26 protein-coding genes are annotated in these 22,132 nt (G+C 70.6%); 7 read left to right on the top strand and 19 right to left on the bottom strand.

The window, feature by feature from the left end:
* Positions 1 to 4 precede the first annotated feature (4 nt).
* The gene (locus ACZ5DS_RS35625) at positions 5 to 268 is read right to left on the bottom strand and encodes a DUF397 domain-containing protein (RefSeq protein ID WP_468246932.1); all 264 of its coding nucleotides are present in this window, start codon (positions 266 to 268) and stop codon (positions 5 to 7) included.
* A complete protein-coding gene (locus ACZ5DS_RS35620) occupies positions 265 to 1,128 on the bottom strand; it encodes a helix-turn-helix domain-containing protein (RefSeq protein ID WP_468246929.1) in 864 nt (287 codons plus the stop codon). Before ACZ5DS_RS35620 ends, ACZ5DS_RS35625 begins: the two co-directional genes overlap by 4 nt.
* A gap of 107 nt (positions 1,129 to 1,235) precedes the next feature.
* Here ACZ5DS_RS35620 and ACZ5DS_RS35615 point away from each other — a divergent pair, with 107 nt between their 5' ends.
* A complete protein-coding gene (locus ACZ5DS_RS35615; protein WP_468246926.1) occupies positions 1,236 to 1,715 on the top strand; it encodes an ATP-binding protein in 480 nt (159 codons plus the stop codon).
* Here ACZ5DS_RS35615 and ACZ5DS_RS35610 read toward each other — a convergent pair.
* Positions 1,645 to 2,547 (bottom strand): LysR family transcriptional regulator, encoded by a 903-nt coding sequence (locus tag ACZ5DS_RS35610; RefSeq protein WP_468246924.1) that lies wholly within the window; start codon positions 2,545 to 2,547, stop codon positions 1,645 to 1,647. The two genes, ACZ5DS_RS35615 and ACZ5DS_RS35610, sit on opposite strands and share 71 nt — an antisense overlap.
* A 140-nt stretch (positions 2,548 to 2,687) precedes the next feature.
* Positions 2,688 to 4,646 carry an AMP-dependent synthetase/ligase gene (locus tag ACZ5DS_RS35605; protein WP_468246921.1) on the bottom strand — a complete coding sequence of 653 codons (1,959 nt, stop codon included), beginning with the start codon at positions 4,644 to 4,646 and terminating at the stop codon, positions 2,688 to 2,690.
* Between the two features lie 269 nt (positions 4,647 to 4,915).
* On the opposite strand from ACZ5DS_RS35605, the gene ACZ5DS_RS35600 reads away from it, so the two are divergent.
* Both ACZ5DS_RS35600 and ACZ5DS_RS35595 read left to right on the top strand, forming a co-directional pair.
* Positions 4,916 to 5,770 carry a MaoC/PaaZ C-terminal domain-containing protein gene (locus ACZ5DS_RS35600; RefSeq protein ID WP_468246918.1) on the top strand — a complete coding sequence of 285 codons (855 nt, stop codon included), beginning with the start codon at positions 4,916 to 4,918 and terminating at the stop codon, positions 5,768 to 5,770.
* A 197-nt stretch (positions 5,771 to 5,967) separates the two neighbouring features.
* Entirely contained in the window at positions 5,968 to 6,096 is a 129-nt protein-coding gene (locus ACZ5DS_RS35595; RefSeq protein ID WP_468246915.1) for a hypothetical protein, read from the top strand.
* A 3-nt stretch (positions 6,097 to 6,099) separates the two neighbouring features.
* Here ACZ5DS_RS35595 and ACZ5DS_RS35590 read toward each other — a convergent pair whose 3' ends face one another.
* The 10 genes from ACZ5DS_RS35590 to ACZ5DS_RS35545 form a co-directional block, all read right to left on the bottom strand.
* Positions 6,100 to 6,759, bottom strand: coding sequence for a TetR/AcrR family transcriptional regulator (locus ACZ5DS_RS35590; protein ID WP_468246912.1), 660 nt, complete (start codon positions 6,757 to 6,759; stop codon positions 6,100 to 6,102).
* Between the two features lie 10 nt (positions 6,760 to 6,769).
* Positions 6,770 to 7,078 carry a DUF4229 domain-containing protein gene (locus tag ACZ5DS_RS35585; protein ID WP_468246909.1) on the bottom strand — a complete coding sequence of 103 codons (309 nt, stop codon included), beginning with the start codon at positions 7,076 to 7,078 and terminating at the stop codon, positions 6,770 to 6,772.
* Between the two features lie 75 nt (positions 7,079 to 7,153).
* Positions 7,154 to 7,678, bottom strand: a complete 525-nt coding sequence (locus tag ACZ5DS_RS35580) for a GNAT family N-acetyltransferase (protein WP_468246906.1) — start codon at positions 7,676 to 7,678, stop codon at positions 7,154 to 7,156.
* Positions 7,679 to 7,694: 16 nt separating this feature from the next.
* Positions 7,695 to 8,345 (bottom strand): UdgX family uracil-DNA binding protein, encoded by a 651-nt coding sequence (locus ACZ5DS_RS35575; RefSeq protein ID WP_468246904.1) that lies wholly within the window; start codon positions 8,343 to 8,345, stop codon positions 7,695 to 7,697.
* Between the two features lie 35 nt (positions 8,346 to 8,380).
* Positions 8,381 to 9,544: an aminofutalosine synthase MqnE gene (gene mqnE / locus ACZ5DS_RS35570; protein WP_468246901.1), complete on the bottom strand. Its 1,164-nt coding sequence runs from the start codon at positions 9,542 to 9,544 to the stop codon at positions 8,381 to 8,383.
* A gap of 41 nt (positions 9,545 to 9,585) precedes the next feature.
* Complete coding sequence (locus ACZ5DS_RS35565) at positions 9,586 to 10,041, bottom strand: Lrp/AsnC family transcriptional regulator (RefSeq protein WP_066995366.1); 456 nt, start codon at positions 10,039 to 10,041, stop codon at positions 9,586 to 9,588.
* An 89-nt stretch (positions 10,042 to 10,130) separates the two neighbouring features.
* On the bottom strand, positions 10,131 to 10,805 hold the full coding sequence (locus tag ACZ5DS_RS35560) for a UbiX family flavin prenyltransferase (protein WP_468246898.1): 675 nt from the start codon (positions 10,803 to 10,805) through the stop codon (positions 10,131 to 10,133).
* A gap of 111 nt (positions 10,806 to 10,916) precedes the next feature.
* Positions 10,917 to 11,225, bottom strand: a complete 309-nt coding sequence (locus tag ACZ5DS_RS35555) for a hypothetical protein (RefSeq protein WP_468246896.1) — start codon at positions 11,223 to 11,225, stop codon at positions 10,917 to 10,919.
* A 13-nt stretch (positions 11,226 to 11,238) separates the two neighbouring features.
* Positions 11,239 to 12,141: a menaquinone biosynthesis prenyltransferase MqnP gene (mqnP, locus tag ACZ5DS_RS35550; protein WP_468246894.1), complete on the bottom strand. Its 903-nt coding sequence runs from the start codon at positions 12,139 to 12,141 to the stop codon at positions 11,239 to 11,241.
* Complete coding sequence (locus ACZ5DS_RS35545; RefSeq protein WP_468246892.1) at positions 12,138 to 13,589, bottom strand: menaquinone biosynthesis decarboxylase; 1,452 nt, start codon at positions 13,587 to 13,589, stop codon at positions 12,138 to 12,140. The genes mqnP and ACZ5DS_RS35545 overlap by 4 nt, the downstream gene beginning before the upstream one ends.
* A 76-nt stretch (positions 13,590 to 13,665) precedes the next feature.
* Between ACZ5DS_RS35545 and ACZ5DS_RS35540 the strand changes: the two genes are divergently transcribed.
* Together ACZ5DS_RS35540 and ACZ5DS_RS35535 are read left to right on the top strand one after the other, a co-directional pair.
* Positions 13,666 to 13,974: a PLD nuclease N-terminal domain-containing protein gene (locus tag ACZ5DS_RS35540; RefSeq protein ID WP_468246890.1), complete on the top strand. Its 309-nt coding sequence runs from the start codon at positions 13,666 to 13,668 to the stop codon at positions 13,972 to 13,974.
* Entirely contained in the window at positions 13,974 to 14,855 is an 882-nt protein-coding gene (locus ACZ5DS_RS35535) for a LysR family transcriptional regulator (protein WP_468246887.1), read from the top strand. The genes ACZ5DS_RS35540 and ACZ5DS_RS35535 overlap by 1 nt, the downstream gene beginning before the upstream one ends.
* Here ACZ5DS_RS35535 and ACZ5DS_RS35530 read toward each other — a convergent pair.
* The 4 genes from ACZ5DS_RS35530 to ACZ5DS_RS35515 form a co-directional block, all read right to left on the bottom strand.
* Positions 14,752 to 15,699, bottom strand: a complete 948-nt coding sequence (locus tag ACZ5DS_RS35530; RefSeq protein ID WP_468246884.1) for a DMT family transporter — start codon at positions 15,697 to 15,699, stop codon at positions 14,752 to 14,754. The two genes, ACZ5DS_RS35535 and ACZ5DS_RS35530, sit on opposite strands and share 104 nt — an antisense overlap.
* Before the next feature lie 106 nt (positions 15,700 to 15,805).
* A complete protein-coding gene (locus ACZ5DS_RS35525) occupies positions 15,806 to 16,576 on the bottom strand; it encodes a hypothetical protein (RefSeq protein WP_468246881.1) in 771 nt (256 codons plus the stop codon).
* On the bottom strand, positions 16,563 to 18,158 hold the full coding sequence (locus ACZ5DS_RS35520; RefSeq protein ID WP_468246879.1) for a vWA domain-containing protein: 1,596 nt from the start codon (positions 18,156 to 18,158) through the stop codon (positions 16,563 to 16,565). Before ACZ5DS_RS35520 ends, ACZ5DS_RS35525 begins: the two co-directional genes overlap by 14 nt.
* Positions 18,155 to 19,303, bottom strand: coding sequence for a hypothetical protein (locus ACZ5DS_RS35515; protein ID WP_468246877.1), 1,149 nt, complete (start codon positions 19,301 to 19,303; stop codon positions 18,155 to 18,157). The genes ACZ5DS_RS35520 and ACZ5DS_RS35515 overlap by 4 nt, the downstream gene beginning before the upstream one ends.
* A 329-nt stretch (positions 19,304 to 19,632) precedes the next feature.
* Here ACZ5DS_RS35515 and ACZ5DS_RS35510 point away from each other — a divergent pair, with 329 nt between their 5' ends.
* Positions 19,633 to 19,974 carry a hypothetical protein gene (locus ACZ5DS_RS35510; RefSeq protein ID WP_468246875.1) on the top strand — a complete coding sequence of 114 codons (342 nt, stop codon included), beginning with the start codon at positions 19,633 to 19,635 and terminating at the stop codon, positions 19,972 to 19,974.
* The gene (locus tag ACZ5DS_RS35505) at positions 19,971 to 20,324 is read left to right on the top strand and encodes a hypothetical protein (protein WP_468246873.1); all 354 of its coding nucleotides are present in this window, start codon (positions 19,971 to 19,973) and stop codon (positions 20,322 to 20,324) included. Before ACZ5DS_RS35510 ends, ACZ5DS_RS35505 begins: the two co-directional genes overlap by 4 nt.
* A 14-nt stretch (positions 20,325 to 20,338) precedes the next feature.
* Here the strand turns inward: ACZ5DS_RS35505 and ACZ5DS_RS35500 are convergent, their stop codons facing one another.
* Positions 20,339 to 21,919, bottom strand: coding sequence for a serine/threonine-protein kinase (locus tag ACZ5DS_RS35500; RefSeq protein WP_468247169.1), 1,581 nt, complete (start codon positions 21,917 to 21,919; stop codon positions 20,339 to 20,341).
* Between the last annotated feature and the right edge of the window lie 213 nt (positions 21,920 to 22,132).

Genomic DNA, 22,132 nt, shown 5'->3' with positions numbered 1-22,132 from the left:
CGACTCACTGATCGGGTCCCGGCCGACCGGTTCCCGAGGCGAGGAAGGCGGACCAGGTGGCGGGGGTGAGGGTGAGGTGGGGGGCGGTGGGGGGTTGCTTTGAGTCGCGGATGTGTATGGCGGTGGGGTGGGCGGCTACTTCGAGGCATTCGCCGCCTTCACCGCTGCTGTAGCTGGACTTGCGCCAGCTGTAGGCGAGTTCGATGCAATCACCGCCTTCACCGCTGCTGTAGCTGGACTTGAACCAGGCCAGGTTCTCGATGCTCATAGCTCCTCCAGCTTCCGCTTGATCAGAGACCGGGACTCCATAGGGCTGAGTGCCACCGCGCGCATGATCCCATAGCGGTCGGCAATCGTCCGGACGCCCTCCGGGTCTGTGATGAGCCGAGGGAAACCTTGTGCCTCCGTGTACGCCACCTGACTCTGCCCCTTGGGCACCAAGAGGTTGAACGCGCTGTCCAGGTTGGGGTGTTCCTCACAGCGAGTCGGCATCACCTGGATTTCGATGTTCTGCTTGCTGCTGACGCTCAGCAGGCGCCGTAGTTGGTCGGCGTGGACCCTTGGCCCTCCGATCGGCCGGTCGAGAACGACCTCTTCGAGGACGTAGCTGACGATGGGCGAGGGCCAGCGCTCGAAGACCTGCTGGCGCGACAGCCGGTCGGCCACACGCTTCTCGATGGTCTCCTCGCTGAGAAATGGCCGCCGTTTGGCAAACACCACCCGTGCGTGCTCCTCGGTCTGGAGGAGGCCGTGCATCGCGTGATTGCAGTAGTGATGCAGCTCAACGGCCTCCGCCTCCATCCCCGCATAGCTCCGATACCACTCGGGATGCCGCGTACGCGCCTTGGTCATCGCCTCCTCGACCTGGGGGATCACCTCCTTGAGCAGGCCCTCAGCCTTGAGAAGTTCATCCGCCTTCACCAAGAACTCCGGCCTCGGCGTCCGCACCCCCCTCTCCATCGCCGAGACCTGATCCGGGCCGTACCCCACCAGGTTGCCGAACTCCCTCTGGTTCAGCCCTGCCCTCTCCCTCAGCAACCTCAGCTGCCTGCCGATCACGACGAACACAGCCACCGCCCCGTTCGCCTCCGTCGGAGTCTCCGGCCTCCGCTCCTGCTCCTCAGTCACTCCAGCCTCCGACGACCCGTACCCAAGACATGCCGCACCCGTACGACTACTCACAGTCGCCAGGTCTCCCCTGGTCAGAGTAGGGAGAAGTCACCACGCTCGGTGACGTGAACGTCGAAATCTCCACCCCCACAGCCGAACTGGTCCAGCGGCTCAGCTCCACCCCACGGGGCGCCCGCCTGGCCCGACGCCTCACCGGCACCCAACTGGCCGCCTGGGGCTACCCCCTTGACGGCGACCTGAACTGCACCGCCCGGCACCTCGTGGCCGAGCTCGCGGCGAACGCCGTCGCCCACGGTCGCATCCCCGGAAGGGACTTCGAGCTACGGCTGCTGCTCCTGCCCCCGGAGGACACCTTGCGCATCGAGGTGAGCGACGCACGAGGTGACCGCCCGCTCCGGTTCCTGGCCGGTGACCTGGAGGACGAGCACGGCCGAGGTCTCGTCCTCGTGCAGGTGCTGGCGTCGAAGTGGGGCGTGGCGGAGCGGGACGTCGGCAAGACGGTGTGGGCGGAACTCACGCTCGGCGCGCGGCAGCGCCCCGGCATGCGACGACCGTGTCCGCGAAGGCCCGGGCCGGAGGGCTGAGGGCGTCCCAGCGGCGGACGGCCCAGCCGACGGGGAGAGGGCGCAGGCCCGGCAGCGGGACGAGCCGCAGGCCGCCCTCCCCCGGCACCGGCAGGCCCGGTACGGCGGGTACGACCGCCCGCCCCACCCCCAACTCGGCGAGCAGCAGGGCCGTGTCCCAGTCCGCGACGCTCGTGTCGTAGCCGAACCTGACGCCCAGCTCGGCGCACGCGGCGTCCAGGTGGGCGGCGGAGGTGGAGTTCGGGGGGAGCCGGATGAGCCGTACGTCGGACAGCTCGGCGGGGTCGAGGCGGGGCCGCTCGGCCAGGGGGTCGTCGGCGCGTACGGCGAGCACCCACGGCAGCTCCACCACCGTCCGCTGTTCGATGCCCCGTACCGGTGGGCCGACGGTGATCCAGGCGAGGTCGAGGGTGCCGTCGGCGAGGGCGTCGAAGCTGCCGCGGCCCGAACTGACCGTGCGGAATTCGAGGTTGACCTTCGGGTGGCTGCGGCGGAAGGCGACGACCGCGTCCGCCATGAAGTGCCGGACGGTGGTGGCACCGGTGGCGACGCGGACGTGTCCGCTGTGGCCGTCGAGGAGGTCGCGGAGCTGCCGTACGGCCAGGTCCAGGCCCGAGATTCCCTCGGTGGCCGCCGCCTCCAGTATCCGGCCGGCCCGGGTGGGGAGCACCCCGCGCGGCAGCCGCTCCAGCAGGGCCACGCCGGTCTCCCGCTCCAGGCGTCTGACGTGCTGGCTGACGGCGGACTGGGTGCAGCCGAGGTCCCGGGCAACGGAACTGAGGCTGCCCGCCCGGCACACGGCGACGAACACGCGCAGGTCGTCCAGGGTCACAACACCCAAGCTAACACTTGGATTTGCCGAGGAAACCCAAGGATTGACTGTGCTTCAGGGGCCGTACGAGGATCGGTACCGGGACGCGGCCGGCCCAGGCGGCAACCCGCTCCACGCGCGGGGAGCGGGTGCCGACCGTTTCACCGCTCGTATAGGCCCGCCACCTCGTGCGCGAAGTCGCGCATGATCTGCTCCCGGCGCAGCTTCATGGACGGGGTCAGATGGCCCGCCTCCTCGGTGAAGTCCACGGGCAGGACGGCGAACCGGCGGATGGACTCGGGGCGGGACACCAGCTTGTTGGCCTCGTCCAGGGCCCGTTGCAGGATGGCCGTCAACTCCGGGTCGCCGATGAGGAGTTCCGGCGGCACCGGATGCTTGCCGTTCATCTGGCGCCAGTGGGTGATGCCGTCGGGGTCGAGGGTGATGAGGGCGGCGACGTAGGGACGCTGGTCCCCGACGAGCATGCACTGGGAGATCAGCGGGTGCTGGCGCAGCCAGTTCTCCAGCGGGGCCGGGGCGACCGACTTGCCGCCCGCGGTGATCAGCAGTTCCTTCTTGCGGCCGGTGATGGTCAGATATCCCTCGTCGTCCAGTTCGCCGAGGTCGCCGGTGGGCAGCCAGCCGTCCCGGGTCGCGGGGACGACTCCGCCGGCCTGCGGGTCCCAGTAGCCGCGCAGGACGTGGTCGCCCGCGATGAGGATCTCGCCGTCCGCCGCGATCCGCACACGGGTGCCGGGCAGCGGCCAGCCGACGGTGCCGAGGCGGGGCTTGAGCGGCGGGGTGACCGTGGAGGCGCCGGTGGTCTCCGTGAGGCCGTACCCCTCGAAGATCTCGATGCCGGCTCCGGCGTAGAAGGCGGCGAGGCGGCGGCCGAGCGGGGAGCCGCCGCAGATGGCGTACTTGACCTTGCCGCCCATGGCGTTGCGGATGCGGCGGTAGACGAGCGGGTCGTAGAAGGAACGGGCGGTCTTCAGGGCCCGGCCCGGGCCGCCGCCGGTGCCGGTCTGCCGGGCCTCCAGCGCCTCGCCGTACCGTACGGCCGCCTGGGTCGCCCGGTCGAAGACGGACACCCTGCCGCCCGCCTCGGCCTTCGCCCGCGCGGAGTTGAAGACCTTCTCCAGCATGTACGGGATGGTCAGCAGGCAGGTCGGTCTGAAGGCGGCGAGGTCCGGCAGCAGGTCCTGCGCCTTCAGGCTGGGCGCGTGCCCGAGCCGTACCCGGGCCCGTACGCAGGCGATCGCCACCATCCGCCCGAAGACGTGGGACATCGGCAGAAAGAGCAGCACCGACACCTCTTCCCCCGACTTCGCCTTGAAGATCGGGTAGAGGAGTTCGATGGCGTTGTCCACCTCGGCGAAGAAGTTGCCGTGCGAGAGCGCGCAGCCCTTGGGGCGGCCGGTGGTGCCGGACGTGTAGATGAGGGTGGCGAGTGTGTCGGGGCCCAGCATCCCCCGGCGTACGCCCACTTCACCGTCCGGCACCTCGGCGCCCAGCTCCGCCAGCCGCTCCACGTGACCCTTCTCCATCACCCACAGGTGCCTGAGGTCCGGCATGCGCTCCAGCTCGGGGCCGATCGCGGCGGCCTGGCCCGCGGTCTCGGTGACCAGGGCCACCGCGCCGGAGTCGTGCAGGATCCAGCGGGTCTGGAAGACGGAGGAGGTGGGGTAGACGGGGACGGTGACCAGGCCGGCCGCCCAGGCGGCGAAGTCGAGCAGGGTCCACTCGTACGTGGTCCGGGCCATGACGGCGATACGGTCGCCCGGCACGAGCCCCTCCGCGATCAGCCCCTTCGCCACGGCGAGCACCTGCCGGGCGAAGTCGGCCGCCGTCACGTCCGTCCAGCTGCCGTCGGCGAGCCTGCGGCTGAGCACGATCGCGCCGGGGTCCGTCTCGGCGTTGTCGAACGGCAGGTCGGCGAGCGAGCCGTGCTTCACCTGCGGCGCGAACGGCGGGACGTACGCCTCGCGTACGGCGCCGTCCAGCCGCCGGGTCTCGGGCTCCACGAGGACCGGGAGGCCGTCGTAGTCGGTGGAGTGGACTACGTACTCAGTGGACACGGGCGGCTCCTGGGGCGTGCAGCGGTGAACTGCTTGCTGCATGACGTACGTGCCTCGCGCGGCGAGGTGTTCACCGACGGACCGCAAACAGAGGGTTACCGCCGGTTAGGCAGGTGATCGTACGAGGCCCCTGTGGGGGGCTTGTGCGGGTTCGGGGGTGGTCCGGAGCCGGGGGTGTGCAGCCTCGGGGGTTTCCTGAGGGTGCCTCAACTTCGCGTTCCCTTCCCGCCCCCGGGCCCGACCCTTCGACTTACCTCCGGTAACCTTACTCCAGAGTAAGGATTTTGGACCGAGTCGCGCGGGAGTCGCACATGACCGACCGCTACCTGAGCCTCACCCGCACGCCCGCCCTCGCGCCCCTGCTGGCCCGGGGTGCGCTCCGCTCCCCGTTCAAACGGCCGCACGCGGACGCCGACTTCCCGCGCTCCCGGCTGGTCCTGGCCCGCGTCCGCATCGATCCGGTGCGGCTGGCCGCCTACGAGCGGGTGTGCGGCTTCGCGACCGGCGACGAGGCCCTGCCGGTGACGTATCCGCACGTCCTGGGCTTCCCGCTCGCCATGAGCCTCATGAGCGCGCGCGGCTTCCCGCTCCCGCTGCTGGGCCTCGTCCACACCTCGATCGAGATCACCCGGCGCAGCACGCTCGCGTCGGGGGCGGCGTACGAACTCGCGGTGCACGTGGACGGGCTGGCCCCGCACCGGCGCGGCACCGAGGCCCGCGTCGTCACCGAGCTGCGGGCCGGCGGCGCGGTCGTCTGGGAGTCGAGGAGCGCGTATCTCGCCCGCCACCGGACGGATGCCGGTGCCGTCCGGTCCCTTGAGGGTGATCCCGGAGAGCTGCTGCCCGTCCTGGCCGAATGGCGGCTCGGCGGTGACGTGGGGCGGCGGTACGCGGCCGCGTCCGGGGATCGCAACCCCATCCATCTGCACCCCTTCACCGCCCGGCTCTTCGGCTTCCCCCGGCCGATCGCGCACGGCATGTGGACGGTGGCCCGGTGTCTCGCCGCGCACGGCGTGCCGGACGCGGTGCGGGTGCGGGCCCGGTTCAGGGCGCCGGTGCTGCTGCCGGGGACGGTGGGGTACGCGGCGCGGGAGGGGCGGTTCCAGCTGCGGGGCGGCGGGGAGAAGGTGCACGTGGAGGGGGAGATCCGGCCGCTCGTTCCCTGAGCAGCCGCATTCTCAGGGGAATCCCGGCTTGCCAAAGGTCGCGCGTCAGCTCGCCCCGGAGCACGCCCTCGACGCGTACTTCCTGCGCACCCGGTCGACCCCGACCGAACGGCAGCTCGCCGAGATCGGCATCGTGCCCGACACCCGGCGCGAGGTCCCGGCCGCCGCCCTCGTGGACGCTGTACACCCTGCCGCTGGTGCTCGCCGGGACGGGCGTGGAGATCACGGTGTGCGCGGATGCGCGGGGCCGGCTGAAGGCGGGGGCGGCACCGCGGGCGGCGGCGTTCCTGGAGGAGGTGACCGCCGGCGCACCGGCCCCGCTGTGACCGTCAGCTCCCCTGTTCCCCCGGGACCGGCGGGGTCCAGGGCCGTCCGTCCATGAGGTTGCCGAGGCCCGCCCAGGCGAAGTTCATCAGCGTCGCGGCCGCCTGCCGGGCCGTGACCCCGGGGGTGGCGTTCGCCCACGCCGCGAGGGACTCGGCGGCGCCCACCAGAGCCTCGGCGAGCCCGGCGACCTCACGCTCGGGCAGGTCGGGGTCCCGGTGTGCCGCTCGGCACGCGACCGCGATCAACTGGGTCACGAACGCGACGAGTTCCTCGCGCATCGCCGTGACCTCGGCGGCGAACAGCTCGCCGTGGGTACGGGCCTGGAGGTGCAGCACGGACCAGCCGTCGGGGTGCTCGGCGGTGTGGGCGAAGAACGCGCACAGTCCGTCCCAGAGCTGACGGTCGGCGGGCTCCCCCGGGCGGACACCGGCGCGGACGGCCTGGGTGAGGGCGGCGCCCTCGCGGCGGATGCAGGCGGTGAAGAGGTCTTCCTTCGAATTGAGGTAGAGGTAGACCAACGGCTTGGACACGCCCGCGAGTTCGGCTATCTCGTCCATCGAGGCGGCCATGTAGCCGCGCTGGCCGAAGATCTGCACGGCGGCATCGAGCATCTGCTGCTCACGCACCGCCCGCGGCATCCGCTTGGTCTTCACGGCACCCATGAGGGCAAGCCTAGTTGGGCGCGGCTGCCCCGCCCTGCGCCCGCGCGGACTCGTCCACCACGTCCTCCTGGCTGCGGTTGGCCTCCAGGTTGGCTTTCATCCGGTCGACCTTGGTCACGATCTGCACGGAGGCCCGGTCCCGCTCCCCGCGCAGCACGACCCAGCTGATCGGCGCCGAGATGACCAGCGCGAGCAGCAGCACCCACAGGAAGTTGGAGTCGCCGAAGCCGCGCGGGACGATGCCGGAGTAGACGGCTCCCCAGACGACCACGAGGCAGCCCGCGAAGATGCCGAGGCGCATCAGTGTGTAGCGGAGCATCTCAATCCACTCTTCCGATTCCAAAAGGGGGCACCGTCCAGTGAAGCACGGCGCGGACCCGATCTTGCAGGGGGGTCAGACGAGGGGGAGCAGCATGAGGATGTCGTCCCGGTCGTCACCAGGAGCGACCCGTATCGCACCGGGCACCCGGCCGACCTCCTTGTAGCCGCAGGACCCGTAGAACCGCTCCAGGCCGAGGCCGCCCCGGCAGGTGAGCCGTATCGCCTCGATGCCCTCGAAGCCGCGGGCCGCGTCGGCGGCGGCCGCGAGCAGGTCGCGGCCGTAGCCCATGCCCTGGTGCTTCGGATGGACCATCACCGTGTACAGCCACACCCAGTGCGTCATGAGCCGGTGGGTGTTGAAGGAGAGGAACGCGGCCGCGGCCACGGCCCCCGACTCGTCGTGCCCGACGAGCAGCCGGGTGCGCCCCTCGGCCATCTGCACGAAGTGCCGCACCAGCTCCGGGCGGACCTCCTCCCGGGCCACCGGGGGCACGAAGCCCACGGCGCCGTCGGCGTTGCTGACGTCGGTCCACAGGTCCAGGATGCCGTCGCGCAGGGCGCGGTCGACGGCGGGGTCGAGCGTGAAGGTAAGGGGCATGGAGGGATGGTATCCATTACCCCAGCGCTCGTGCAGCCACCTTCAGGTCCGCCAGCAGCCCCTGGTACGCCTGCTCCCGGTCCTCCGCCCGCAGCACGGCCGACGGATGCACGGTGGGCACCAGCCGCTCCGGCCGCCCGTGGATCTCCCGCTCCAGTACGGTCCCACGCATCTGCGTCACCCGGAACGAGGAGCCGAGCAGCGCCTTCCCTGCGGTGGCGCCGAGCACGACGATCAGCTCGGGCTCGACGATCGCCAGCTCGGCCGCGAGCCAGGGCCCGCACGCGGTCATCTCCCGCAGGCTCGGCGCCCTGTGGATACGGCGCTTACGGGGTTCGTCCCACGTGAACTTGAAGTGCTTGACGGCGTTGGTGACATACGCCTCACCCGGGTCGATGCCGGCCTCCGCGAGCGCCCGGTGGAGCAGCTTCCCGGCGGGCCCGACAAAGGGCCTCCCCTGCCGGTCCTCCTTGTCCCCCGGCTGCTCCCCGACCAGCATCACCCGCGCGTCCGCCGCGCCCTCGCCGAACACGGTCTGCGTGGCCTCCCGGTGCAGGGGGCAGCCGCGGCAGCCGGCGGCGGCCTTGCGCAGCGCGGAGAGACCGCCCCGGTCAGGGACGAAGGGCTCTGCGGTGTAGGCGTCCTCGGGCGCCTTCGTGACGGTCATGCCGGACGGGTACCCGTCCGGCCACCCGCATCACGTCACACGCGCATCGGCTGGGGGGACTCGCGGCGCGCCGGGTCCGGGCCGTCGTACTCGCGGATGATCTCGTAGCGGGTGTTGCGCTCCACCGGACGGAAGCCGGCGTCGCGGATCAGGTCGAGCAGGTCCTCGCGGGTCAGCTTGTTCGGGGTGCCGTAGTTGTCGGCGTCGTGCGTGATCTTGTACTCGACCACCGAGCCGTCCATGTCGTCGGCGCCGTGCTGCAACGCCAACTGCGCGGTCTGGACGCCGTGCATGACCCAGAAGACCTTGACGTGCGGGACGTTGTCGAAGAGCAGCCGGGAGACCGCGAAGGTCTTGAGGGCCTCCGCCCCCGTGGCCATCTGCGTACGCGCCTGAAGGCGGTTGCGTACCTTCCCGTCCTTCATGTCCACGAAGTCGTGCTGGTAGCGCAGCGGGATGAAGACCTGGAAGCCGTTCGTCTCGTCCTGCAGTTCACGCAGGCGCAGCACGTGGTCCACGCGGTGGCGGGGCTCCTCGATGTGGCCGTAGAGCATGGTGCACGGGGTCTTCAGACCCTTCTCGTGCGCCAGCCGGTGGATGCGGGACCAGTCCTCCCAGTGGGTGCGGTGGTCCACGATGTGCTGCCGGACCTCCCAGTCGAAGATCTCGGCGCCACCGCCGGTCAGCGACTCCAGACCGGCGTCGATCAGCTCGTCGAGGATCTCGGAGGCGGACAGCCCGGAGATGGTCTCGAAGTGGTGGATCTCCGTGGCCGTGAAGGCCTTCAGGGAGACGTTCGGCAGGGCCGCCTTCAGTTCCCGCAGCGAGCGCGGGTAGTAGCGCCAGGGCAGGTTCGGGTGCAGGCCGTTGACGATGTGCAGCTCGGTGAGGTTCTCCGACTCCATCGCCTTGGCGAGCTTGACGGCCTCCTCGATGCGCATCGTGTACGCGTCCTTCTCGCCCGGCTTGCGCTGGAACGAGCAGTAGGCGCAGGAGGCCGTGCACACGTTGGTCATGTTGAGGTGCCGGTTGACGTTGAAGTGCACGACGTCACCGTTCTTGCGGGTGCGCACCTCGTGCGCGAGGCCGCCGAGCCACGCCAGGTCGTCCGACTCGTACAGCGCGATGCCGTCCTCGCGGGTCAGGCGAACGCTCGCCCTCACCTTCTCCTCCAGCTCGCGCTTGAGCCCGACGTCCATGCCAACACGCCCTTTCTACGACAGCTCGCCCCACGGTATCCCTAGACCTCTTCGGGCAGTTCCCCGACCCGGTTCTCCCACTTCGTGGACAGCACGATCGTGGTACGGGTCCGCGAGACGCCCTTGGTCCCGCTCAGCCGCCGGATGATTCGCTCCAGCCCGTCCACGTCCGCCGCCCGCACCTTGAGCATGTAGGAGTCGTCGCCGGCGATGAACCAGCAGTCCTCGATCTCGGGCAGCTCCTTCAGCCGCTGGGCCACGTCCTCGTGGTCGGCGGCGTCGGACAGCGAGATGCCGATCAGGGCGGTCACGCCGAGGCCGAGGGAGGCCGCGTTCACGGTGGCGCGGTAGCCGGTGATGACGCCGGCCGCCTCCAGCCGGTTGATGCGGTCGGTGACGCTGGGTCCCGACAGACCGACGAGGCGTCCCAGCTCCGCGTAGGAGGCCCGGCCGTTCTCCCTCAGGGCCTGGATGAGCTGCCTGTCCACCGCGTCCATGCGATCGAAGCCTTCCCCTGGAAAAGTTCTCAACGTTCCTGAAGTGACGAGAGGTACTGCGACTTGCTCGACCTGCTCGGCCTGCTCGGCTACCGGACCGCCGAGCCGCCGCCCAGTTCGCCCTTCCAGCGCCGGTACAGCCCGTGCCCGACGCCCGCCGCGTCCAGCACCCGCCCGGCGACGAAGTCCACCAGATCCTGGATGTGGGTCGCGCCCGCGTAGAAGGCGGGCGAGGCCGGCACCACGCTCGCCCCCGCGTCGTCCAGCGCGACGAGGTGCCGCAGGGTCTGCCCGTTCAAGGGGGTCTCCCGTACGGCCACGACCAGCGGCCGGCGCTCCTTCAGTGTGACGCCGGCCGCCCGCTGGAGCAGATCCTTGGACAGGCCGAGGGCGACACCGGCGACACAGGCGGTCGAGGCGGGCACGATGAGCATCCCCTTCGCCGGGTACGACCCCGAGGACGGGCCCGCCGCGAGATCCCCCGCGCTCCAGTACCGCACCCCGCTGACGTCCGCTTCGAAGGTCCCGGGCTTCCCGTCGGCGCCCCGGCCCAGCCATTCCCGCAGGTCCTCCTGCCAGTGCGCGTCCCGGAACGAGATCCCCGTCTCGTCCAGCAGCGTCAGCCGCGAGGCCCGGCTGACCACCAGGTCGACCGCCTCCCCGGCTGCCAGCAGAGCCCGCAGCACGGCAGCCGCATACGGCGTCCCGGAAGCTCCGGACACCCCCACGATCCAAGGCGCGCGCTGCGTTTCTCCTGCGTTCACACCTTGAGCGTACCGGTGGGTTGCCCAGGGCTCAGGCCGGGTGGGGCGCCTTGGGGCCGACGGGGAGCCGGGAGGTGGGCACGGTGAGCTTGCCGAGGGGCGAGACGACGGTCAGTTCGGGGCCGTAGGAGATGGTGTCGCGACCAGCGAGTACGCGACCGCGTTCTTGGTCGCCTCGGCCTCCGGAATGACCGCGATGTCCGGGCAGAACTCGTTCCCTTCGTCGAAGGGGAACACCACGTCGCTCACCACAGCCCACTCCGACGCCAGCTGCGCCTCGACCAGGCCCCACATCGCATGGATGGTGCCGCCATGGAGCGGTCTGACCGGGTACGCGACTACGTTTCCCTCCTCGATCTCCGTCCGGAACCCGGGGAACGCGTCTTCGAACCGGGCAAGCTGTGCGTGCAGGCGATCCACGGCCGCACCGTACTCAGACGGTCAGACCCCGAACCAGAAGATCAAGCAGCGCACACACGAACAGGGCAATCCCGATGAATCCGTTGACGCTGAAGAACGCCCGGTTCAGGCGGGACAGGTCATGGGGCCGGACGATCCGGTGTTCGTACACGAACGCGCCCGCGACGATCACCAGGCCCAGCCAGAAGAAGGCTCCGGCGTGGGTGGCCAGGGCGTACCAGACGAACAGGGCCGTCGTGACCGCGTGGCACGCCCGGGCGCCCCAGATCGCCGCCGGGATGCCGAAGCGGGCCGGGACCGACATGACGCCGATCTCGCGGTCGGTCTCGACGTCCTGGCAGGCGTAGATCAGGTCGAAGCCGCCGATCCAGATGCCGACGGCGAGGCCGAGGATGACCGCGTCCCAGGACCACGAGCCCGAGATGGCCAGCCAGCCGCCGACCGGGCCCATCGCCTGGGCCAGGCCCAGGATGGCCTGCGGGAAGTTCGTGAACCGCTTCCCGTACGGGTAGACCACCATCGGGATCACCGCGATGGGGGCCAGGGCCAGGCACAGGGGGTTCAGCAGGGCCGCCGCGCCCAGGAAGATCACCAGGGCGATCAGGGCGCCCGTCCAGGCGTGCTTCACCGTCATCGCGCCGGTCACCAGTTCGCGGTGGGCCGTACGCGGATTACGGGCGTCGATCTCGCGGTCGATGATCCGGTTGACCGCCATGGCGAAGGTGCGCAGGCCGATCATGCAGATCGTGACCAGCAGGAGCCGGCCCCAGTGGATGTTCTTGTCCCACTGGTACATCGCGGTCAGGGCGGCGATGTAGGCGAAGGGGAGCGCGAAGACCGAGTGCTCGATCATCACCAGGCGGAGGAACGCCTTGGTGCGTCCCGGCTGCGGGAGTGCCGCGGAGGCGCTGCTCATAGGCCGTACTCCTTCCAGCGGCGGTCCACCAGGGCCGCCGTATCCGGGTCCGACAGGACCATGTCCGGCCACCCGCCGTCCCGGGTGTAGCCCTCCTCCGGCCACTTCTTCGTGGCGTCGATGCCCGCCTTACCGCCCCAGAACTGCTGGTAGGAGGCGTGGTCGAGGTGGTCGACGGGGCCTTCCACGACGGTGAGGTCGCGGGCGTAGTCGGTGTTGCCGAGGGCCCGCCAGGCGACCTCGTGCAGGTCGTGCACGTCGCAGTCGGCGTCCACGACCACGATCAGCTTGGTGAGGGACATCATGTGGGCCCCCCAGATCGCGTGCATGACCTTCTGCGCGTGCTTCGGGTACTTCTTGTCGATCGAGACGATCGCACAGTTGTGGAAGCCGCCGGCCTCGGGCAGGTGGTAGTCCACGATGTCCGGGACGATGATCTTCAGCAGGGGCAGGAAGAAGCGTTCCGTGGCGCGGCCGAGGGGGCCGTCCTCCGTGGGGGGCCTGCCGACGACGATCGACTGGAGCAGCGGGCGCTTCCGCATCGTCACGCAGTCGATCTTCAGCGCCGGGAACGGCTCCTGCGGGGTGTAGAAGCCGGTGTGGTCGCCGAAGGGGCCCTCCGGGAGCATCTCGCCCGGCTCCAGCCAGCCCTCCAGGACGACCTCGGCGTTCGCGGGGACCTGGAGCGGCACCGTCTTGCAGTCGACCATCTCGATCCGCTTGCCCGCGATGAACCCGGCGAAGAGGTACTCGTCGATGTCCCCGGGGAGGGGGGCGGTGGAGGCGTACGTCACGGCGGGCGGGCAGCCGAAGGCGATCGCCACCGGCAGCCGCTCGCCGCGCCTCGCGGCCACCTGGTAGTGGTTCCGGCTGTCCTTGTGGATCTGCCAGTGCATGCCGATGGTGCGCTTGTCGTGGCGCTGCAGGCGGTACAGCCCGAGATTGCGGATGCCGGTCTCGGGGTCCTTGGTGTGGGTGAGACCGAGGTTGAAGAAGGAGCCGCCGTCCTGGGGCCAGGTGAAGAGGGCGGGCAGCCGGTCGAGGTCGACGTCCTCGCCGTGCAGGACGACCTCCTGCGCGGGAGCGTCCTTCACCTTCTTGGGCGGCACGTGGGTCATCGCGCCCAGCTTCCCGAACGCCTCGCGCACGCCCACGAACCCGTGCGGCAGCTCGGGCCGCAGCAGCCCGCCGATCTTCTCGGAGATCTCGCCGTACGACTTCAGGCCCAGCGCCTTCAGCAGGCGCCGGTCGGTGCCGAAGACGTTCATCGCGAGGGGCATCGCCGAGCCCTTCACGTTCTCGAAGAGCAGCGCCGGTCCCCCGGACTTCTGCACCCGGTCGACGATCTCCCCGACCTCCAGATACGGGTCGACCTCGGCCTTGATGCGCTTGAGGTCTCCCTCGCGCTCCAGCGCCCTGAGCAGGGAGCGAAGATCGTCGTAAGCCATGCGTCCCAGTATCGGCCACCGGATACTCTGGCCCGGTCACCGGGGCCCACTCACTTCTCGAAGAGAGCGCACGACGATGCTCAGGTATCTGCCGTTCCTACTGGTCCTGGCGCTGTGGATCTACGCCTTCGTGGACTGTCTGAACACCCCCGAGGAAGAGGTGCGCCACCTGCCCAAGGTGGCGTGGGTGGTCATCATCCTGCTCTTCGGCGAGGTGCTGGTGGGCCCCGTCGCCTGGCTCATCACCGGCAAGGCGCGGCGCGCCCCCGAGAACGGCTCCACTCCGTCCGAGTGGCACAGGAACACCGCCGCGAACTGGGTCGCCCCCGATGACAACCCCGAGTTCCTGAAGTCCCTCGACAAGGACGACCCCGAGAAGAGCTGATGGAACTCCGGCTGCTCGTCACCTTCGAGAAGGTCGCCACCGTCCTGAGTTTCACCCGGGCGGCGGCCGAACTGTCGTACGCCCAGTCCAGCGTGACCAGTCAGATCCGTGCCCTGGAGTCCTCCCTCGGTGCCGAGCTGTTCGACCGGCTCGGCGGCCGTATCCGGCTCACCGAGGCGGGCGAGCGGCTGCTGCCCTACGCCCGGCAGATCATCGAGCTGACCGAGGAGGCCCGGGCGGCCGTCACCGGATCCGAGGAGCCGTCCGGCACCCTCACCGTCGGCACCATGGAGTCCCTCACCTCCTACCGGCTGCCTCCGCTGCTGGAGTACGTCCACCACCGTCACCCCAAGGTGCGGCTCGCCCTGCGCACCACCATCGGTGACGAGACCCGGCAGGCGCTGCGGCAGGGGACGTACGACGTCGGTTTCCTGATGGAGGAGGAGACCGAGCACCCCGGGCTGGAGAGTGCGGTGCTGGCGGTGGAGCCGCTGGCGCTGGTCGCGGCACCCGGACACACGCTGGCCGGACGGCCGGTCGAGACGGCCGAGCTGACCGGGCAGCCGCTGCTGGCCACCGAGCCCGGCTGCGCCTACCGGGACCTGTTCGAGCGGGAGCTGACCAGGCTGGAGCCGGTGCAGTTCATGGAGTTCGGCACGATCGAGGCCACCAAGCGCGCGGCGGCGGCCGGCCTCGGGATCGCGCTGCTGCCCGAGGTGACGGTCGCCGCCGAACTCGCGGAGGGCTCCCTCGTACGGCTCGTCTGGGAACCGCCGTTCACGCTTCGCACGCAGCTGGCGTGGCGGGCCGGGAAGCGGCTTCCGGCGCATGCGCGGCTGTTTGTCGAGCAGGCGCGGAAGCTGGTGTCCGAGCAAGGGTGACCTTCAGGCTCGCGGTCACGATCAGCGGGACGCCGAGTGCCTGGACGAGCCCGATGTGGTGGCCGTACACCGCCCAGTCCATCACCATCGCCACGGCCGGGTACACGAAGGCGAGAACGGCGATCTTCGCGGTGGGCAGCTGCGCGTAGGCGGCGTACATGAGGACGTACATCACGCCGGTGTGCAGGAGTCCGAGGCCCACCAGCCAGCCCCAGTCCCAGCCGGTGCCCCGCATCGCGCCGAGGTCCGCGAACGGCAGGAGCAGCGGGATGCCGACGAGGACCTGGACGAGGGCGATCAGATGCGGGCGTACGCCGGTGATCCGCTTGGTCACCAGGGTGGACAGGCCGTAGAGGAGGGCGGCGAGCAGGGCCTGGCCGATGCCGGTGAGGTAGGCGCCGCCGCCGCTGAAGTCGGCGGGGGTCACCCCGGAGACCAGGACCAGGCCCGCGAAGGCGACGGCGATCCAGCCCACCCGGGCGGCGGTGAGGCGCTCGCGGAACAGCAGGGCGCCGAGGAGGACCACGTAGAAGGGCTGCGTGTGGTAGACCACGGTGGCCACGGAGATGGACGTGTTCTCGTACGACTGGAACAGCAGCACCCAGTTGAAGACGATGAACACCCCGCCCAGGACGGCCAGTCCGAGGGTGCGCGGGGTGAAGCCGTGGTCGCGCAGCCAGCCGCGGGCGACAACGTAGGAGCCCAGCGCCAGGGCGCCGAACAGGACGCGGAAGAAGACGACGTCGAAGGGCGAGGCGCCCGACTCGACGACGAAGACGCCGAGGGTGCCGGACAGCACCATCGCGGTCATCAGCTGGGCGGTTCCCTTGTGCTCTGAGGTCATGCGACGACGCTACGAGCGGCTGCAGGCACGGGTCCACGCGCCGGTGGGGCGTCCTGCCGATGGCCCCATCGGCAGCACCGATGGGGCCGCGCAGCGAGCCGCGCCGTCAGAGGAAGACCGCGATCGGCTCGCCCAGGACGGCCTCGCGGGCCCGAGGGTCCCAGCTCGTCACCTTGCCCAGGCAGTGGGCCTCGAACTGGCCCTCGGGCAGCGGCCTGTTCGTGCGCCGCAGCCCGGCCCGGTGGAGCACGACCCTGAGCTGTGCGGTCGCGTCGCGCTCCGCGTACGGTGCCCGCATCACCAGGGTCTCGCCGCCGTCCTGGGCCTCGAACCGGCCGGTGACCATGACGAACTCGCCGATCTCGCTGAGGACCACCCGGTCGGGCGGGTCCTCCTCGGTCTGCCGCCGGGCCAGTTTCCGCACCAGGGCGCGGTTCGGGGTGACGCTGCCGCCCCCGGGCCGCAGCTCGACCTCGACGAGGGCGTCCTGACGCTCCAGCACGGACAGCAGCAGCCCGATCACCATGATCGGCTCGCTCTTCTGCACGTACTTGACGAAGGTCCCCTCCTCGCCGCCGCCCTTCACCCGGAACAGCAGGGACACCAGGGGAATCACCGCCAGGCAGCCGATGGTGCGGCTGCGCCGCTCCTCGACCTCCTTGCGCAGCGCGGCCGTGTGGTTGCCCATCTTGTACAGGTCCATCACGGCCGCGTTGTCCAGGTACAGGGGCAGGCCCCGCCCCACGGGGTGGCGGCGCAGGGCGCGCAGCCGCAGTACGGCGAACACGCCCAGCGTGACGAGACCGGCGAACGCCGCCAGCCACCACGCCATGGCGCCCCACCAGACGCTCCACCAGGTGCCGTCAAGAACAGCCACGGATCTCCTTGAACGCGGTGGACAGGGACGAGTCGTGGGCGTCGACCATGCGGCCTCCGGTCACCGAGGCGACCTGGCGCAGCTCCGCCGCGTCGGCGTCCCCGAAGTGGACGGGGTAGGTGTGCACCGCCCGGGCGTCGGCGGGACGGGCCCGGTAGCGGCTGACGAACGTGGTCCGGTCGATGCCCGCGTTGTTCTCGCCGTCGGTCATCAGCACGAGGGACACCACCCGCCCGGGGTCCTCGCGCACGGCCCGCTCGGCGGCGTCGTAGCCGTGGTCCAGGGCGGACCAGATCGCCGTGGAGCGGTCGTAGCCGCCGTCGGCGACGAAGTCCGCGAGACGGGTGAGGTCGGCCGTGTCGTGGACGGTGACCGTGCGCTCGTCGAGGGGCCGGCCGCCGAAGCGGACCACGGTCAGCCGCTCGCCCTGGTAGAAGCGGACGAACTTGGCCGACGCCGAGGAGTCCGCCCCGCTCAGGCCCGCGAACGCGGCGCGCAGTGCCGTCGTACGGGAGCCGCGCATGGAGCCGGAGAAGTCGAGCAGGAAGATCACCTGGTCGGCGCCGCGACGCCGGGGATCGCCGTAGTCGGCCAGGAGCCGGTCGAGGACGGCCGGGTCGTCGGGGAAGTACAGGGCGTTGTCCAGGGGTGTCTTCAGCCGCGCGTCGCGGTGGACGGCGGTGTTGACCGGGCGGCGCAGCGTGAGCCGCATGATCTCCTGCTGGTGGGCGGCGTCCGTCAGCCACTTCACCACCCGGTCGTAGGCGTCCCGCCGGCCGGCGTCCAGCAGGAGCAGCGGATAGTCGGACAGGACCATGCCGTCGGCGGGGTGCACGATGACCAGGGGCTGTTTCAGCCGCCCGGAGGCGTTCAGCGTCAGCAGCTCGGACTCGTAGGTGATCAGGGCGTTGGTGCGGCCCGGACGGTCGGCGAAGGCGTCCAGCAGCGTGCGGGAGGTCTCGGCGGTGAGGCTCTGGCCGGAGCGGAAGCCGCGCAGCCGGTCGCAGCTGACGTCCGCGGGACGCAGCGCGCCGCCGGTGCCGGCCGCGGCGGTGGCGACGCCGACCAGGGCGGCGAGGCCGCTGTTGCTGTGCCGGGGGTCGGCCATGCCGAAGCGCACGGTGCCGGTGGCGGCGGCGTCGGCGATGTCCGCCCAGGACACGCGTCCGCCGGGTGCCTGGGGGCGCAGTCGCCGGGCCACGTCCTGGGTGAGGCCCACCACGACCGGGGAGCGCATGATCGAGGTGCTCTGCAGACCGGTGGCCGGGGTGGCCCCGGAGGGTGCCTGCTTCGCCTTCAGGCGCAGGTAGCGGTCGGAGGAGAGCCAGGCCAGGTCGTAGGAGTGACGGCCGGTCAGCAGGGTGTCGGCGGCGTCGTTGGTCGCCCGGTAGTCCATCTCCAGGCGGACCCCGGTGTCCTCGCGCAGCCGGTCCAGCAGCGGGCGCAGGTCGGAGAGTTCGTCGCTGGCCAGCACGCGCAGGGTGGTGTCCGGTCCGCTGCCGCCGCCGGAGCAGGAGACCAGGCCGCCGAGTGCGGCGAGGAGGACCAGGCACAGCGCGAAGGGGAGACCACGGACCCTCACGGCGCCTCCCCGCCCGCCGCCGAGGGCGCGACGGGATCGCAGTCCCCCACCACCTCGATCATCTGCTCCAGCAGGTCCAGCCGGGGCAGCACCGCCTTGGTGTCGTCGGCCGACAGGGCGGGTGCCTGGATGTGGTGTTCGTGCAGGAATCCGGTGAGCGCGTCGCTGGTGGACTCGCTGCCGGCGGCCCGGACCCGGAAGCCCAGCTCCATCGCGCGCCTCTGCAGCGCCGGGTCGGTGGAGACCAGCCTGCCGAGCCGGTCACCCGGCGAGGTCAGCGCGATGAACTGGGGCTCGGTGACGAACCGCGTCGACGGATACAGCAGGACGCGCTCGCCGTCCACGTGTCCGGTGCCGGCCTGGCCGGCTATCTGGTGGGCCAGGAACTGGTGCTCGTAGATGACCGCGATCGGGGAGATGCTCTTGCCCTCGGGGGACACGTAGGTCTCGTTCTTCTCGCCGGACGGCATGCCCTGGTCGTTGAGGAGGTGCTTGACCTTCTCCGCGAAGCTCTTCGCCTCCTGTGCGTCCTGCGGGATGTCGTCGTGGTTCCACACGTAGGAGACCAGCCCCAGGTAGGTACCCCCGGAGTTGGAGTCGCAGATGTCCGAGGACTGGGCGAGCACCTTGTTGCCGTTGTGTATGCCGTGCCGCCAGATACCCAGGCCGTCCCAGCGCTTGTTGTGAGCGGTCGCGTCGAGGAACTTCTTCATGTCGAGCGAGTAGTAGAGCGGCTCGGCCCCGGGGGGAGTTCCCGGGAGGGGCTTGACCATTCCGGCGTCCTGCAGCGTCTCGGCGTACTCGCGGTAGGTGCCGAGCACGATCGGGCTGACGAACGGGCGGTACGTCGTCGCCGGGCGGCCCTCGGACGCGCGCTTCCTGGTGATCAGGTCTGCGGCGGGCTGCCCCGAGGGGAAGACGACGTCGTAGCCGTCGTAGCTCTGCGCTGCGATGCCGCGTGAGCCCATGCGCGTGACGTGCACGCGGAAGCCGTGTCGAATGAGCAGCCGCTGGACCTCGGGGTCCTCGAAGTAGTCCGACTTCGAGGCCATCTTGGCCTCGATCGTGACGATGCGGGTGAGCGGCAGGGCGACGTGCCCCTGGACCGTCACCACGATCGCGCACAGCGCGGTGGCGGCCGCCACGACGCGCGGGACCAGCCGGCGTATGCGGCCTCGCCGGCTGGGTAAGACTGCCGGAGCGCCGACCTTCAGGCGGGGTTCACCGGTCGGACGAGGTCTGTCGGTCTCTGATCTTTGAGTGGCCACCCGGTTCTCCTGCGTGAGCGGGGGCAGGATCGTCCGAGTGTGGCAAGGCTGCCGCCCAAACGTCCAACGAACAAGCGGCTAAAGGAATGTGAAGGTCCATCAGTGACCTTGGGGTCGGGATGAGCAGCTCTCGCGAGCGTCGGTGACCGGTTGCACTGAAGGCGCGTCAGGTGGCTAATGTTCCTCAGCGAGTTAAGGAGGCGGTGATGCGGTTCCTGAAGGCCGCCGCCGTGATCCTGACCGTCACGTTCGTGCTCTCGCTGCCCGACCTGCTCAACGCGAGCATGAGCGGAGGCGGTTACGGGCGGGAGAGCTCCGGCCCCGGTGGCTTCGTCCAGTTCGTGTGGACGGTCGCCGGCCTCGCCGGTTTCTACTTCTTCGGCGAGATGCTCTCCGTCCTCACCGCCAGCCCGCAGTACGCCATCGAGCACCCCGACACCGAGTTCCAGGTGACGGTGGAACGTCTCACCGTCTCGCCGAACAACTACTACTTCGGCGACAACGTCAACATGTACGGCGGAAGCGGGAACGTGGGGATCGCGGCATGAGCAACAACAACTACTACTACGGCGACAACGTGAACATGTACGGCGGCCAGGGCAACCGGGGCATCGTCAAGAGCGGGGTCGGCGGCGGGGCCGAGCAGCTGAACCCGGCCCTCGTCGCCGCCCTCGCCGAACTGCACCGGCAGATCGGGGAGTTGCGCGCCCAGCTGCCGGCTCCCAGCGCACAGCTCCTCGACGAGTCCCTGCCGGCCATCAGCGCCGACGCCGCCGTCCCCGCACAGGAGCGGCACCGCGCGCTGATGGCCGTCGCCGGAATCGCGTCCACCGTCGGAGCGGTGGGCCAGCCGGTCGCCGAGGCCGTGCGGGCGGTCCTCGGAATGATCTCGGGATGATCAGCGGGTAGCTGTCACGTCCTGGCCCAGCTCTGGGAGGAGGCGCCCGACTGGCAGGTCGCCTCGGCCACGCCGCCGCCGAAGGCGAGGTCGAGGCAGCCGCCGTCGTAGACCGTGCTCAGGGACTTGCCGGAGCCCGTCCTCCACAAGCGGACGCTGCTGCTCTGGGCGCAGTCGCCGACGAAGACGGCCTGGCCCATGCCGTTGGCGCTCAGACAGGCGCCGGTCGACACGTTGACGACCTTGACGCTGCCGCCGGCGGCGCTGCGGAAGGTCCACCGGGCGGTCGAGGCCGAGCAGTCGCCGAGGCCCGTGGAGCCGTAGACCTGGGTCAGGCACTTGCCGTTCTCGCCGTTCCTGAGACGGAAGGTGCCCGAACCGGGGCTGGTCGTGGCGGTTCCTCCGGAGGATCCGCCCGATCCGGTGGAACCGCCCGAGGAGCCGCCTGAGCTGCTTTCGGATCCTCCGGAACTTCCCGAGCCGGAGCCGGAGTCACTGCCGCCGCCTCCGCCGATCGATGAACCCGAGGCGCCGGAGTCGGCCGACTGATCCTTGCCGCCGCCCGAACCTCCCTCGTCGGGCTTCTTCTTGTCCGACGGCGCCTCCGAGCCCTTCTTGCCCGGCTTCTCGGTGCGGGACGGGCTCGCGGAGGGGGACTGGTCGTCCGGCGCCGGGTCGGCTGACGCGGACACGGAGGCAGCGGGGGTGCCTGCGGCGCCGTCCCGGCCCCTGTCGGTTCCGGTTGCGTACGGCAGCAGCTGAAAGGCCAGGGTCGTCGTACCGACCACCACAACGACCGGTACGACCGCCAACAGGGCACGCTTTCTGCGCCGTTCACGTGGCTGCACTGTCTTTCGCTGCTGCTGGACGACCATGTCGGGCTCCGGCTCCGTCACCGTCGCCTCCGGCACCACCGCCGCGAAGGCCGCCCGTCGCGTCAGGCGTTCCGTGATCGCCTCGGGCCACAGCGGGGGCTCGGACGGGCCGTGGCCCGTGGACAGTCCGAGGAGTTCGGCGGCGGTGGGGCGGCCCTCGGGGTCCTTGTCCAGGCAGGACGCGACGACGGCGGCCAGTTCCGCGTCGGCGTCGTGCAGCTGCGCGAGGTCGGGCTGCTCGTGCACGATCCGGTACAGCACGCCGTGCCCGGACTCGTCGCCGAAGGGCGGGCGGCCGCTGCCCGCGAACGCGATCACCGAACCCAGCGCGAACACGTCCACGGCGCCGGTCAACCGCCGTGCTCCCGAGGCCTGCTCGGGAGACATGTAGGCCGGGGTGCCCACTACCATGCCGGTCCGGGTCAGCTGGCTCTGCTCGGCGGCCCGGGCCACGCCGAAGTCGATGAGGGTGACCCCGTCGAGGGTCAGCATGACGTTCGACGGTTTGACGTCCCGGTGCACCATGTCCAGCTCGTGCACCGCCGCCAGTCCCGCGGCGGCCTCCCTCAGCAGCAGCCACAGCGCGTCCGCCGGCAGGGGTCCGCCGTGCAGTTCGACGGCCTCGCGCAGGGTCAGCCCGGGCACGTACGCGGTGGCGAACCACGGCGGCCGGGCGTCGCGGTCGCCGGCGAGCAGCGGTGCGGTGGCCTCTGCGGGCAGCCGGGAGAGGTTGTCCAGCTCGTGTCCGAAGCGCCGTACGAAGTCCTTGTCCCTCGCCGACCACGGAGGGCAGCACCTGTTTGACGGCCGCGTACCGGCCCTCGTGCACGCCCAGATAGACCCGCCCCATGCCGCCGGCCCCGAGCCGTCCGACCAGCGGGATCGGCCCGATCCGCCGGGGATCGTCGTCCTCCAGCGGCTCGACCCCGTCGT

The organism is Streptomyces sp. NPDC031100 (assembly GCF_055570785.1).
Note: the sequence above shows the minus strand (reverse complement) of the source record. Positions and strands in the feature narration are given on the sequence as shown.

Bases quoted from the DNA above. Each gene is read 5' to 3' on its own strand.
- ACZ5DS_RS35625 (WP_468246932.1), bottom strand. From the start codon at position 268: ATGAGCATCGAGAACCTGGCCTGGTTCAAGTCCAGCTACAGCAGCGGT.
- ACZ5DS_RS35605 (WP_468246921.1), bottom strand. From the start codon at position 4,646: ATGCAGCAAGCAGTTCACCGCTGCACGCCCCAGGAGCCGCCCGTGTCC.
- ACZ5DS_RS35600 (WP_468246918.1), top strand. From the start codon at position 4,916: ATGACCGACCGCTACCTGAGCCTCACCCGCACGCCCGCCCTCGCGCCC.
- ACZ5DS_RS35590 (WP_468246912.1), bottom strand. From the start codon at position 6,759: ATGGGTGCCGTGAAGACCAAGCGGATGCCGCGGGCGGTGCGTGAGCAG.
- ACZ5DS_RS35585 (WP_468246909.1), bottom strand. From the start codon at position 7,078: ATGCTCCGCTACACACTGATGCGCCTCGGCATCTTCGCGGGCTGCCTC.
- ACZ5DS_RS35580 (WP_468246906.1), bottom strand. From the start codon at position 7,678: ATGCCCCTTACCTTCACGCTCGACCCCGCCGTCGACCGCGCCCTGCGC.
- ACZ5DS_RS35575 (WP_468246904.1), bottom strand. From the start codon at position 8,345: ATGACCGTCACGAAGGCGCCCGAGGACGCCTACACCGCAGAGCCCTTC.
- mqnE (WP_468246901.1), bottom strand. From the start codon at position 9,544: ATGGACGTCGGGCTCAAGCGCGAGCTGGAGGAGAAGGTGAGGGCGAGC.
- ACZ5DS_RS35565 (WP_066995366.1), bottom strand. From the start codon at position 10,041: ATGGACGCGGTGGACAGGCAGCTCATCCAGGCCCTGAGGGAGAACGGC.
- mqnP (WP_468246894.1), bottom strand. From the start codon at position 12,141: ATGAGCAGCGCCTCCGCGGCACTCCCGCAGCCGGGACGCACCAAGGCG.
- ACZ5DS_RS35545 (WP_468246892.1), bottom strand. From the start codon at position 13,589: ATGGCTTACGACGATCTTCGCTCCCTGCTCAGGGCGCTGGAGCGCGAG.
- ACZ5DS_RS35540 (WP_468246890.1), top strand. From the start codon at position 13,666: ATGCTCAGGTATCTGCCGTTCCTACTGGTCCTGGCGCTGTGGATCTAC.
- ACZ5DS_RS35535 (WP_468246887.1), top strand. From the start codon at position 13,974: ATGGAACTCCGGCTGCTCGTCACCTTCGAGAAGGTCGCCACCGTCCTG.
- ACZ5DS_RS35530 (WP_468246884.1), bottom strand. From the start codon at position 15,699: ATGACCTCAGAGCACAAGGGAACCGCCCAGCTGATGACCGCGATGGTG.
- ACZ5DS_RS35510 (WP_468246875.1), top strand. From the start codon at position 19,633: ATGCGGTTCCTGAAGGCCGCCGCCGTGATCCTGACCGTCACGTTCGTG.
- ACZ5DS_RS35505 (WP_468246873.1), top strand. From the start codon at position 19,971: ATGAGCAACAACAACTACTACTACGGCGACAACGTGAACATGTACGGC.